The sequence below is a fragment of the Photobacterium sp. GB-72 genome (assembly GCF_003026095.1).
Taxonomy (GTDB): Bacteria; Pseudomonadota; Gammaproteobacteria; order Enterobacterales; family Vibrionaceae; genus Photobacterium.
Genome location: NZ_PYNV01000022.1, coordinates 38,054 through 50,625 on the forward strand (window position 1 = coordinate 38,054; position 12,572 = coordinate 50,625).

A 12,572-nucleotide genomic window follows, 5' to 3' on the forward strand; every position below is an offset into this window, starting at 1 on the left:
ATCGATGAGACAAAAGCGAACCCAGATCCGCGACCATCGCGCTGAGTCGGCGCTGTTTTTCCGCCGAGCTCTTGTCTCATTTATTGGAATTATCATTCTGGTCAGTGTCTTATTGTTCAATCTCTTTAATATTCAGGTTGAACAACACCAAGACTATAAGACCCGTTCTAATGACAATCGAATCAAAATTGTTCCTGTCGCACCTAATCGCGGTCTTATTTATGACCGCAACGGTGTGCTTCTGGCTGAAAATCGACCTATCTATAACCTTGAAGTCACCATTGAAAAAGTACCAGACATGGAACAAACCTATGCGGATTTAAAATCAGTATTAGGTCTAACCGATGAAGACATTGAGCAATTTAAAAAAGAGCGTCGCCGTACTCGCCGTTTTAAGTCTGTGCCGATCCTTGAGGGATTAAACGAGCAGCAAGTTGCTTTGTTTGCCGTCAACCAACATAAATTCCCAGGCGTGGAAGTTAAAGCCTATTTAAAACGTTACTATCCATATGGTGATTCGCTCACGCACGTCTTGGGTTATGTCGCGAAAATTAACGATCGTGACCTTAAAAAACTCGATAAAGCTGAGAAACTCAGTAACTACAAAGCCACACGCGATATCGGTAAATTGGGTATCGAACGTTATTACGAAGATCTACTACATGGAACTTCAGGCTACCAAGAAGTCGAAGTTAACAGCCGTGGACGTATTATTCGTACCCTTAAGTACGTGCCTCCTATCCCTGGCAAAGATATTGCGTTAAATATTGATCTTCAGCTTCAGCTTTATGTACAAGAACTACTGACTGAACGTAAGATCGATCCTAAAACGGGTGAAGAGATCATTAAACACAAGCGTGGCTCTGTCGTAGTGTTAGATCCAAAAGACGATGCTATTCTCGCCATGGTTTCTAGCCCAAGTTACGATCCCAATTTATTTGTTCGTGGGATTTCCAGTAAAAAATATCGCGAATTATTAAATAATCCTGATCGCCCATTAGTTAACCGTGTCACGCTTGGCATTTATCCACCAGCATCGACGGTAAAACCGTTAATTGCAGTCGCTGCATTAACAGAAGGTGTGATCACGCCAAAAACCACCCGTAACGATCCCGGTTGGTGGCAGATCCCTAACACGACTAGCCGTAAATTCCGTGACTGGCTACGTTGGGGACATGGACGCGTCAACATTTATAAAGCCATTGAAGAGTCAGTAGATACTTACTTTTACCAAGTCGCCTACGATATGGGGATCGATAGACTTTCAACCTGGATGAATAAATTTGGTTATGGCGTCTATACCGGTATCGATATTCACGAAGAAAGTAAGGCCAACATGCCAACACGTGAGTGGAAACAAGCACGCCATAAACGTCCTTGGTATCAAGGGGACACCATTCCTGTCGGAATTGGGCAAGGCTATTGGACAGCAACACCATTACAAATAGCAAAAGCGACATCTGTACTGGTCAATAACGGTGTAGTTCATCGCCCTCATCTTCTAAAAGATGTTATTGACGAAGAAACAGTTAAACCAGCTGAATTTAAAGATTTCCCACCGATAACAGGCGTGACACCTGAAACATGGGAGATTGCTCGTGAAGGTATGCATCGTGTGCTTTATGGCAATCGTGGTACAGCACGTAAAGCATTTTATGATACGCCATATGAAGCGGGCGGAAAGTCAGGCTCAGCACAGGTATTCGGTTTGGCTGAAAACCAAAAATATAATGCTGATGAACTTGAAGAGCGTCTACGTGACCATGCGTTATTTACTGCATTTGCGCCATTTGATAAACCTGAAGTCGTCGTTGCTATGGTATTAGAAAATGCCGGTGGTGGCTCGAGTAATGGTGGGCCAATTGCACGTCAAATTTTTGATCATATGTTAATTAAACCAATCGCTGACAGCGATCTTAAATCAAAGCCTGAACTCACTGCAACACAACCAACAGAGGTACAATAATGAGTATTATGGCGGCAACCGGTACCAAGCGAACGTTAACTGATCGCTTACATATCGATATGCCACTATTACTAGGGATCCTTGCCTTAATGGGATTTGCCCTTATCATCATGTGGAGCGCAAGCGGACAAAACATTGCTATGATGGAACGCCAGGCAATGCGCATGCTGATGTCACTAGGGATCATGGTTTTACTCGCGCAAATTGCACCACGCCATTACGAAGCATGGGCACCTTACCTCTTTGGTATTGGCTTACTGCTGTTATTCAGTGTATTAGCTTTTGGTGAAGTATCAAAAGGTGCTCAACGTTGGTTAAATTTAGGTTTTGTTCGCTTTCAGCCATCAGAACTATTAAAACTCGCTGTACCTTTGATGGTGGCAAGATTCATTGGTAATCGTCCCTTACCGCCATCGATGCGTAATATCTTTGTTGCCTTAGTATTAATCTTCACACCGACCATCTTAATTGCTAAACAACCCGACCTTGGAACCTCCATTTTGGTGGCTGCATCAGGTATCTTTGTTCTGTTTCTGTCAGGAATGAGCTGGAGACTGATTATCGGGGCGTTAGTATTACTCGGTGCGTTTATTCCTGTGTTATGGTTCTTCCTTATGCACGACTACCAGCGAACACGAGTGTTGACTTTGTTTAATCCAGAGTCTGATCCGCTTGGTGCAGGATATCATATTATCCAATCCAAAATCGCGATTGGCTCTGGTGGAATAAGCGGTAAGGGTTGGCTCCATGGTACTCAATCACAGCTTGAATTTGTTCCAGAGCGACATACCGACTTCATTTTTGCTGTAATTGCAGAGGAATGGGGATTAACCGGTGTGATTGGTTTACTAACAATGTACCTGTTCATATTAGGACGAGGTTTATGGTTAGCCAGCCAAGCACAAACTGCATTTGGGCGTATGATGGCTGGTAGTATTGTATTAAGTTTCTTTGTTTATGTTTTTGTAAATATCGGCATGGTAAGTGGCATTCTGCCTGTGGTGGGTGTTCCACTTCCTTTGGTGAGCTACGGCGGCACATCCATGATGACCCTACTAGCTGGCTTCGGTATTTTGATGTCTATCCACACTCACAGAAAAATGTTGTCTAAGGCGACCTAAATGCGTTCACTTTTTTTATTGTTCTTTGTTCTACTTGCAGGATGTAGCTCCGCGCCAGATAAACCTCAACAGGCAGAGACAAAAGCAGATCAAGCCACACCCGGTTTACTGTTTAAACCCAATACTCCAACCAATGATGATCCCAACGCGGGCCGTTATTCATTAAAAGATGACCGTGCACCAAAGGTTGTACCTGATTTTAGTAAAGTGCCGCCAGTGGTACCGCATTATGAACCTTATAGCCGTGGTGGTAATAAAGACTACACATTACGTGGTAAACGCTACCATATTATAAAAAACACCAAAGGTTACACCGAGACAGGCTACGCTTCTTGGTACGGTGAAAAGTTCCACGGACACAAAACCTCTAATGGTGAAACGTACAATATGTTTGCTATGACAGCGGCACATAAAACCTTACCGCTTCCGAGTTTTGTACGCGTAACCAATACCCTTAATGGTAAATCGACCATCGTTCGAGTGAACGACCGTGGTCCATTCCATGACGGTCGTATCATCGATTTAAGCATGGCAGCTGCCGCAAAAATTGGCGTCATTAGTCTTGGCACAGCCCCAGTTAAGATAGAAGTGATAAATGTACCCAAGCCGACAAATAAAAGTACGATGAAGAACTCTCCAATTCCTCATCACTATTTTGTCCAATTGGCGGCGGTAAATAGCTTAGCAAAAGCCGAAGAGATGAAAAAAGAGCTAAAGCGTAACTTCAATACCGATATTGATATCGAAAAAATTGAGAGTCGTGCGGTATATCGTGTGCGCTTAGGCCCCTATATGGATCACCGAGATGCTGAAATACAACTTAGTAAAGTAAAATCTCATCACTATCCAAAAGCATTTATAACCACTGTTAATAGATAATGGGAACCTAATCGACATTTAGGACTCATAACATCGGCTTGTATGTTTACTCGTTTAACGTAATGAACATACAAGCTTTATTTTGTTCACAACAATGAGGTAATCACCAATCTTTGCGCACATTACGTCCGCTTAATGTCAATAATTGGGATTCTCCCCCCATTCAACTGATAGGTAAGGCGTTATCTGCTATAGTGAGCGTCATTTCTTGTCTTAGATAAACTAAAGTTATAATAATCATGAAGAAAACAGCTGCGCTTTTCCGTTCTGTCGCCATCTCAGCCACTTTGCTGGCTTCAGCTACTGTTGCTGCATCACCAGCAGTCGTACCTGAAGCTCCACAAATTGCGGCAAAAGGCTATATCCTCGTCGACTATAACTCAGGTAAAATCCTTGCCGGTCATAATGAATATGAAAAATTAGCGCCTGCTAGTTTGACAAAAATGATGACCAGTTACGTTATCGGTCAAGAAATTAAAAACGGTAACATCTCACCAGATGACACTGTTGTTATCAGTAAAAATGCATGGGCGAAAAATTTCCCAGGCTCATCCAAAATGTTCCTTGAGGTCGGTAAAAGCGTAAAAGTTTCTGACTTAAACCGCGGTATTATTGTAGATTCTGGTAACGATGCCTGTGTCGCAATGGCTGAGCACGTTGCTGGCTCTCAAGAGTCTTTTGTTGATTTAATGAATGGCTGGGCTAAAAATCTTGGCATGAAATCAACACACTTTGCAAATGTTCATGGCCTAGATCGCCCAGATCTATACACAACACCTTACGATCTTTCAATTCTAGCGCGCTCACTCATCCGTGACTTGCCTAATGAATTTAAAATCTACTCAGAAAAATCATTTACTTACAACGGCATCACCCAATACAACCGTAATGGTCTACTTTGGGATAAGAGCATGCACGTTGACGGTCTAAAAACAGGCCATACAGATAACGCAGGTTACAGCCTCGTAAGTACTGCCACAGAAGGCAATATGCGCCTGATCTCTGTTGTGATGGGCACTGCAAGTAAAAACGCTCGCCTTGCTGAGAGCAAAAAGCTACTGAACTTTGGTTTCCGTTTCTACGAAACACTTTCACCAAACAAAAAAGATCAAACCATTGAAACTGAAAAAGTTTGGATGGGTGACACTGACACAGTAAACCTAGGTGTGGCTGAAAACACCTACGTAACATTACCTCGAAGCCAAGCTAAAGATCTGAAAGCTAGCTTTGTGCTAACTAAAGAGCTAAAGGCGCCAATCACCAAAGGTGAAGTCGTCGGTAAATTAACTTACCGTGTTGGCGATCAAGACGTTGCTGAATACCCTCTTGTGGCATTAAACGATGTAAAAGAAGGTAGCCTATTTAGCCGTATGATCGACTACGTAATGATGCTAGTACAAAGTTGGTTTAAGTAATTTAAACCATCGACTTCATCAACGACTAAGGGGCAACTTCGGTTGCCTCTTTGTTTTCATTACTGAATACAAACATTACCTCCTATATTCCCTATCCTCTTCATCCTTCCCTTGTTTTACAATCACTGACACATTAAGATGCCTGCAATACACTACTATTAACCATAATAGTAATGATGAAAGACACATTGAAAGCGAACTTTGGAGTTCTATATGCAAGAACAAGAGCAACCAAAACTAAAAGATCTACTGGAATTCCCTTGTATCTTTACTTTTAAAGTAATGGGCGAAAACAAGCCAGAATTGCCAGATCGTGTGGTTGAAGTTATTCAGAGTATTATCCCTGGTGATTACACTCCAACAACAAAACCAAGTAGCAAAGGAACATACACTGCAGTTTCTGTTGCTGTAAACGCGACCAATGTTGAACAAATTGAAACCTTATACAAAGAGTTAGGTTCAATTGATATTGTTCGTGTAGTGTTATAAGCACTATTTTTCAGGCGGTTATAATACCGCCTGTCTTCTATTCTCTTTACCTTTCTTATAATCCTCATTTATTATCCATAACTCCTTCATCAGTCGTTAACATTACATCCACAACAAGTTTAGGTATAATGCCCTGACCTGGCCTTCTTTATGATTGGCATCTTAATTATTATCTGGGTAGTACATTGCAAACAGCTCTTATTATTAAAAACCTTGGCCGTTGCGATTACCAAGCGACGTACGATGCCATGCATGAGTTCACCAATAATCGAACTGAAGACTCCGCAGATGAAATCTGGCTGGTCGAACATTCACCTGTTTTCACTCAAGGACAGGCAGGCAAAGTCGAACACTTGCTCAACACAGGCGATATCCCTGTTGTTCAAAGTGACCGTGGCGGTCAAGTAACCTATCATGGTCCTGGACAACAAGTGGCTTATATCTTGATCGACTTGCGCCGTAAAAAATTAGGTGTACGTGAATTAGTTACGCACATCGAAAATACAGTAATCAATACTTTATCCCGCTTTGGGATTAGCTCTAACGCTCGCCCTGATGCGCCTGGTGTGTATGTGAATAACCAAAAAATATGCTCATTAGGATTACGGATCAGACGTGGGTGCTCTTTTCACGGTCTGGCACTCAATATAAATATGGATCTGGCGCCTTTTCTTCGTATTAATCCTTGCGGTTATGCTGGAATGGAAATGACACAAACAGCGTCATTAAATGGCCCAACTGAACTGACGGAAGTTCAGCCTGTACTCGTTGAAGAATTAACTAAATTACTCGATTATCCGAAAATCGAGTGGATGACGGAAAGCAATCAACCATGAGTAAACCAATTAAAATTGAACAAGGCGTCAAATATCGCGATGCCGATAAAATGGCATTGATCCCAGTTCGTAACGTTGCGAATGAAGATGCGCCAAAAGAAGTATTACGTAAACCTGAATGGATGAAAATCAAGCTACCGTCTGATAGTAAGCGTATTCAGGAAATCAAATCTGCCCTACGTAAAAACAAACTTCACTCAGTTTGTGAAGAGGCTTCTTGCCCGAATTTAGCCGAATGTTTTAACCACGGTACAGCCACCTTTATGATCTTAGGTGCCATTTGTACCCGTCGTTGCCCATTCTGTGATGTTGCTCATGGTCGTCCTCTACCACCGAATGCTGAAGAGCCTGCGCATTTAGCACAGACAATCGCAGATATGAAGCTACGTTATGTGGTTGTCACCTCTGTTGACCGTGACGATCTACGTGATGGTGGCGCACAACATTTCGTTGACTGTATTACTGAGATTAGAGCCAAAAACCCAAGCATTCATATTGAAACATTAGTGCCTGATTTCCGTGGCCGTATGGACCGTGCACTAGAAATCTTCCGTGATACTGCACCTAATGTTTTTAACCACAACTTAGAAACTGCACCACGCCTGTACCGTAAAGCTCGCCCAGGTGCTAACTACCAGTGGTCACTAGATTTATTGAAAAAATTCAAAGAGCTTCATCCTGATGTACCGACTAAATCGGGTGTAATGATGGGCTTAGGTGAAACCAAAGAAGAAATCATTCAAGTATTAAAAGATCTTCGTGCTCATGGCGTTACCATGCTGACACTGGGTCAATATTTAGCACCAAGCCGTCACCACTTACCGGTTGAGCGTTATGTTCCGCCAGAAGAGTTTGATGAACTTAAAGCAATCGCTCTCGATCTTGGCTTTACGCACGCGGCATGTGGGCCATTTGTGCGATCGTCGTACCACGCCGATCTACAAGCACAAGGTGTAGAGATTAAATAATATCTCGACATTTTTGGCAGTAAGACAAAAATTAAATATAAAAAAACCGCTTTAACTAAAGCGGTTTTTTTTATGACAGAAATAACGAATTATTTCTGGAAACTTGCAGCAAAAGCGGGAGCCGCTGATTCTAAAATTTCACCGGTCACTGGCTTACCATCATTGTCAGTAATATTAATTGACGTACGATTACCAAGATCACCAACTAAAATACGGTACTTATCATCCGTTAATTTCATTGGTTTAGTCCCTAGTTTTTGCCAGAACTCATCATTAGGCTCACGGTACTTAACATCAATCAAACCTTGTGAACGGTTACGATCTTCAACAGTAAAGCCAAGTTTTTCTAACGCTTTCGGTAAACGTTCCCACATATCATTATAAGAGGCACGAGCAATAAGCACAGGGAAACCGCTGCGATCCATTCCCATTGAAATAGGGATATTTTTCAGCTGCTCAGCCGCTGCTAAACGTGCTTGCTCACGAATAGTCTCATCGTATTTCGACATCACCAAGTTAGTCATCAAAATGCTGTAACGACGTTTATTATTCGCCGTAACAGGCATCGTTTTACCATCTTCACGCCAATCCGTTAAGATAATGCGGTAACTATTCGTCGCTGGTGATTTCTCAATACTATAGCGACTGCTCACTTCATGATCTTCATCTTCATTTGTCCAGCTTACCCAATCAGTATCAATACGATCAGCGCTTTGCTTTGCAATTCCAATGTTATTTTTACTGATCAAATTTTGGGTAACTTGCCATAGTTTGGTTAAATCAGAAGTTCGAGGAAGTTGAACTGTTACACCATCTTGGTCCACGTTAGAGCGCATACCAGGGATCAGATTAAGAACCTGTTGCGGTGGGCGAATATCAACGCTAGCACCAACATCACCAGCAAATGCCTTACTCGGAATCGCGTAACTGGCATTACTAAAAGGCATAGCCCCTGACGGCAACGTCCATGATTCTAAGGGATGAGTATCAAGATAGTTAAAATCTTGATTAGCTTGACGACGAGCCTCTGGCCCACCGGAACAAGCAGACAAACTGGTTACCACGAATGCAGCTAGTGCTAGTCGATATTTATAATTCATTTATGCTCCTGCGCTCCTACGCTTGTGCAACTTAAAGCACACCGGCATCCAAAAGAGCCTGTTTAACAACCGGTTGCTGTGACTCGCTTAATACAGTTAGCGGAAGTCGTAATTCACCATTATCAATCAAACCTAACTGATGAGCGGCCCATTTCACTGGAATAGGGTTAGCTTCAACAAACAGATGACTGTGTAATGGCATTAAACGCTGATTAATTTCTCGTGCAGCGTCAATTTGGCCACTTAATGCGAGTGTAAACATTTGAGCCATATCTGCAGCGGCAATATTTGCCGTAACAGAAATAACACCGTGACCACCTTCAGCGACAAAATCTACGGCTGTCGCGTCATCACCGCTTAATTGGATGAAATCTTCGCCACAAAGTTCCCGTGTTTTTTTCACACGAGATAAATCAGCTGTCGCATCTTTAATACCAATAATATTATCAATTTTAGCTAAACGTGCGACAGTTTCAGGTAATAAGTCTACCGCAGTTCGTCCTGGTACATTGTAAAGAATTTGCGGAATATCTGTTGCTTCAGCAATAGCTTTATAATGTTGGAATAAACCTTCTTGGGTTGGTTTATTATAGTACGGTGTCACACTTAAACATGCTGCTACACCCGTGCCAGAAAAAAGCTTGGTAATAGTGATGGCTTCATGCGTCGCATTTGCGCCTGTACCTGCAATAACAGGAACTCGTCCATCAACATATTCCAATGTTTTTAAAACAACCTTGATATGCTCATCAACGGTAAGTGTTGCAGACTCTCCCGTGGTACCCACGGCAATAATCGCATTTGTTCCTGCGTTAATATGATAATCCACCAGCGTTTTCAAACCGACGTAATCTACTTCGCCTGCTGAATCTAGTGGAGTTAATAGCGCAACCATGCTTCCTTTAAACATGTCCATCCCCCTCTTCTTATATATCCAAACGGCTTTCTCACCATTACCTTATGGGGCTGTATGCTAAAACCGTTAGGGTATAACTTTGTCATGGTACTTTTGAGTGACTATAAACTCAAGCAAAGGCTGATTGAAAACAGTGAACTAACAGGCTTTATCATCTTCTTTCATCACAATTTTGTACTTTGAAACTCAAATATCAATAAACCCAATCATGTTTCTCTTTTTTTGCTTAAAAATCAGTCAAATTTGATCTCAACAGCAATGACTATTGTCATTAAATTTGCCATCGTATCAATAGCAGTCTGTGCTAACATGTTTAAATTATAATTTTACAATGAAGACCAATATGGAACACTACCTTGTCATCACTGCTGTAGGTACTGATCGCCCAGGTATCTCTGATGAAATCACCCACCTTGTGACTCAATGTGGCTGTAATATCGTAGATAGCCGCATCGCCCTGTTTGGTTCTGAGTTTACCTTGATCATGCTGTTATCAGGTAATAACAATGCAATATCTCGAATTGAATCGACCTTGCCATTAAAAGGGCAAGAGCATGATCTTATTACTGTTATAAAACGTACGAGTAAACACCAACAACGTTTTTTCCCTTATACCGCTGATTTCCATGTCGAAGCTAATGATAGTCCAGGTTTAATTAAGCAATTTACTCACTTTATGGCGAGCCGACACATCGATATTTCGACGCTTAGTGCCAATACCGTTGAAAGCCAAACTGTGGAAACAATGAATAAACTTATTTTGCAAATTAGCACAAATTTACCTGAAGACTGTAATCTGATGACGCTGCAAGAGGAATTTGAAACCTTGTGCCATAGCTTATCAGCAAAAGGGTCTGTGAATTTTATTAGTCATAAAAATTAACGAAAGCAAAAATAATAAGACTTTCATTATCAGCCTCATGTTCGTTCAACATGCAATGCATCGAGATACGATAACTAAAAGGATATTATACTTATGAATACGCTCACAGCAGGCATGCCTGCACCTGATTTTACTTTAATGAATCAAGATAACGAGCCTGTTAGTCTCAGTGATTTTAAAGGTAAGAAAGTACTTGCTTACTTTTACCCTAAAGCAATGACCCCTAGTTGTACGGTACAGGCATGTGGACTGCGTGACAGCAAAGCCGAGCTTGATGAAAAAAATGTAGTCGTACTGGGTATTAGTATTGATGCGGTAAAACGTCTACCAAAATTTATCGAACGCGATAACCTAAACTTCACCCTTTTATCTGATGAAGATCATGCCGTCGCTGATCAGTTCGGTGTTTGGGGACTGAAGAAATTTATGGGCAAAGAATATGACGGCTTACACCGCATCAGCTTTTTAATTGATGAAAACGGTATGATTGAGCACGTATTTAATAAGTTTAAAACAAAAGATCACCACCAAGTGGTACTTGATTATTTAAATCAATGATCGCTTAGGTTTTAATTAGATATAAAAAAGGCCGTTTTCACGGCCTTTTTACTACACTTTTTCTGACACATCGGAGGATGATAAATTATTATCGCTCGCAGGTAATGCTCCCCACACGGCTTTAACTAATGTCGCTAATGGGATAGCAAAAAATACTCCCCAAAATCCCCATAAACCGCCAAAAAACAACACAGCAACAATAATTGCGACAGGGTGTAGATTTACCGCTTCAGAAAATAGAATAGGTACTAATACATTGCCATCTAACATTTGAATAATACCATATGCCAGTAATAGCCACCAAAAATCTGGCGTCCACCCCCACTGGAATAATCCAACCATAGCAACAGGAACCGTTACAGCAGCCGCGCCAATGTAAGGTATTAGAACAGAAAGCCCGACTAATACACCTAATAGTACGGCGTAGCGTAAATCCATAACTTCAAAAGTGATATAACTTGCAATGCCAACAATAATAATTTCAGTGACTTTACCGCGAATATAATTAGAGATCTGCTGATTCATCTCGCTGCCAACTTTGCTGGCTAAACGACGATTTTGAGGCAAAATGTTTAATAACGTGCGCAACATTTCGTCTTTATCTTTAAGTAAAAAGAAAACAAGCAATGGCACTAAGATCAGATATACCCCGATTGTTGCTAAACTGACTAATGATGCCAGTGAGCCTTTTACAACACTTTCGCCCAGTCCTAATACCTTCTCACGCAGTGTATTCATGAAATCAACCACTTGAGCCGGTTGAACAAAATCAGGGTAGCGTTCCGGTAAGCTAGATACATAGATTTGAAGATCGTTAAACATCTTCGGCACATCAGCACTTAAATTGGTAATTTGATGCCAAATCGTCGGCACTAAACCAAATAAAGCAAGCACCATTAACCCTGCAAAGACCAATAGTACGATAGCGACTGAAAGGGTTCTTGGCATCCCTAGTTTATGTAACCTTGCTACTGGCCACTCTAATAAATAAGCCAAAACAATGGCGACTAATAACGGCGTAATTAAACTGCCAAAAAAGTAAATAGTAAGAAAGCCGCCGAGAAGAATAACAACAAGGCTTACAGCGTGGGGGTCTGAAAATCGACGCTGATACCAGCGATTTAGCATGCGTAACATGTTGATTTCTATCCTTTTTCCACCATTATGATTAGTTGGGTATTATCATCAACTAAAATATCGGTAACATATCCATTATTATGCAAGAAACGAGGGATATCACTTCTTGCGCCGCTGTCTGAAATTCGTATTTCTAACCCTTGATAGGGAAGAAGTGTTGCGCATGCGCGTTTAGCTAACAATAAAGCCAGCGGACAACGTTCGGCCATTAGATCAAGTGATATAATTTCCATTTCATTTAAGTGACAGGTATTTTGTATTGCCGTATTGTAACCTCAGCACATATAAGATGCGAGATATCGAA

At 41.5% G+C, this 12,572-nt stretch carries 13 protein-coding genes; 9 read left to right on the plus strand and 4 right to left on the minus strand.

Annotated features, from left to right (window positions below):
* Positions 1 to 4: 4 nt before the first annotated feature.
* From mrdA to lipA, 7 genes are all read left to right on the plus strand, one after another.
* Entirely contained in the window at positions 5 to 1,966 is a 1,962-nt protein-coding gene (gene mrdA / locus C9J40_RS19215; RefSeq protein WP_107205368.1) for a penicillin-binding protein 2, read from the plus strand.
* Positions 1,966 to 3,087 carry a peptidoglycan glycosyltransferase MrdB gene (mrdB, locus tag C9J40_RS19220; RefSeq protein ID WP_105060818.1) on the plus strand — a complete coding sequence of 374 codons (1,122 nt, stop codon included), beginning with the start codon at positions 1,966 to 1,968 and terminating at the stop codon, positions 3,085 to 3,087. Before mrdA ends, mrdB begins: the two co-directional genes overlap by 1 nt.
* Positions 3,088 to 3,966 (plus strand): septal ring lytic transglycosylase RlpA family protein, encoded by an 879-nt coding sequence (locus C9J40_RS19225; RefSeq protein WP_107205367.1) that lies wholly within the window; start codon positions 3,088 to 3,090, stop codon positions 3,964 to 3,966.
* A gap of 239 nt (positions 3,967 to 4,205) precedes the next feature.
* Positions 4,206 to 5,381: a serine hydrolase gene (locus tag C9J40_RS19230; protein ID WP_107247686.1), complete on the plus strand. Its 1,176-nt coding sequence runs from the start codon at positions 4,206 to 4,208 to the stop codon at positions 5,379 to 5,381.
* Between the two features lie 213 nt (positions 5,382 to 5,594).
* The gene (gene ybeD / locus C9J40_RS19235) at positions 5,595 to 5,870 is read left to right on the plus strand and encodes a DUF493 family protein YbeD (protein ID WP_105060821.1); all 276 of its coding nucleotides are present in this window, start codon (positions 5,595 to 5,597) and stop codon (positions 5,868 to 5,870) included.
* Positions 5,871 to 6,055: 185 nt separating this feature from the next.
* Positions 6,056 to 6,706, plus strand: coding sequence for a lipoyl(octanoyl) transferase LipB (gene lipB / locus C9J40_RS19240; RefSeq protein WP_107205365.1), 651 nt, complete (start codon positions 6,056 to 6,058; stop codon positions 6,704 to 6,706).
* On the plus strand, positions 6,703 to 7,674 hold the full coding sequence (lipA, locus tag C9J40_RS19245; RefSeq protein ID WP_107205364.1) for a lipoyl synthase: 972 nt from the start codon (positions 6,703 to 6,705) through the stop codon (positions 7,672 to 7,674). Before lipB ends, lipA begins: the two co-directional genes overlap by 4 nt.
* An 89-nt stretch (positions 7,675 to 7,763) precedes the next feature.
* Here lipA and bamC read toward each other — a convergent pair whose 3' ends face one another.
* Both bamC and dapA read right to left on the minus strand, forming a co-directional pair.
* Positions 7,764 to 8,774 (minus strand): outer membrane protein assembly factor BamC, encoded by a 1,011-nt coding sequence (gene bamC / locus C9J40_RS19250; protein ID WP_107205363.1) that lies wholly within the window; start codon positions 8,772 to 8,774, stop codon positions 7,764 to 7,766.
* A 31-nt stretch (positions 8,775 to 8,805) separates the two neighbouring features.
* Complete coding sequence (dapA, locus tag C9J40_RS19255) at positions 8,806 to 9,684, minus strand: 4-hydroxy-tetrahydrodipicolinate synthase (protein WP_107205917.1); 879 nt, start codon at positions 9,682 to 9,684, stop codon at positions 8,806 to 8,808.
* Positions 9,685 to 10,033: 349 nt separating this feature from the next.
* On the opposite strand from dapA, the gene C9J40_RS19260 reads away from it, so the two are divergent.
* A complete protein-coding gene (locus C9J40_RS19260; RefSeq protein ID WP_107205362.1) occupies positions 10,034 to 10,573 on the plus strand; it encodes a glycine cleavage system protein R in 540 nt (179 codons plus the stop codon).
* Positions 10,574 to 10,666: 93 nt separating this feature from the next.
* Entirely contained in the window at positions 10,667 to 11,131 is a 465-nt protein-coding gene (gene bcp / locus C9J40_RS19265; protein ID WP_107247687.1) for a thioredoxin-dependent thiol peroxidase, read from the plus strand.
* A 51-nt stretch (positions 11,132 to 11,182) separates the two neighbouring features.
* Here the strand turns inward: bcp and C9J40_RS19270 are convergent, their stop codons facing one another.
* Entirely contained in the window at positions 11,183 to 12,268 is a 1,086-nt protein-coding gene (locus C9J40_RS19270) for an AI-2E family transporter (RefSeq protein WP_107247688.1), read from the minus strand.
* An 8-nt stretch (positions 12,269 to 12,276) separates the two neighbouring features.
* The gene (locus C9J40_RS19275) at positions 12,277 to 12,501 is read right to left on the minus strand and encodes a sulfurtransferase TusA family protein (protein WP_107247689.1); all 225 of its coding nucleotides are present in this window, start codon (positions 12,499 to 12,501) and stop codon (positions 12,277 to 12,279) included.
* Between the last annotated feature and the right edge of the window lie 71 nt (positions 12,502 to 12,572).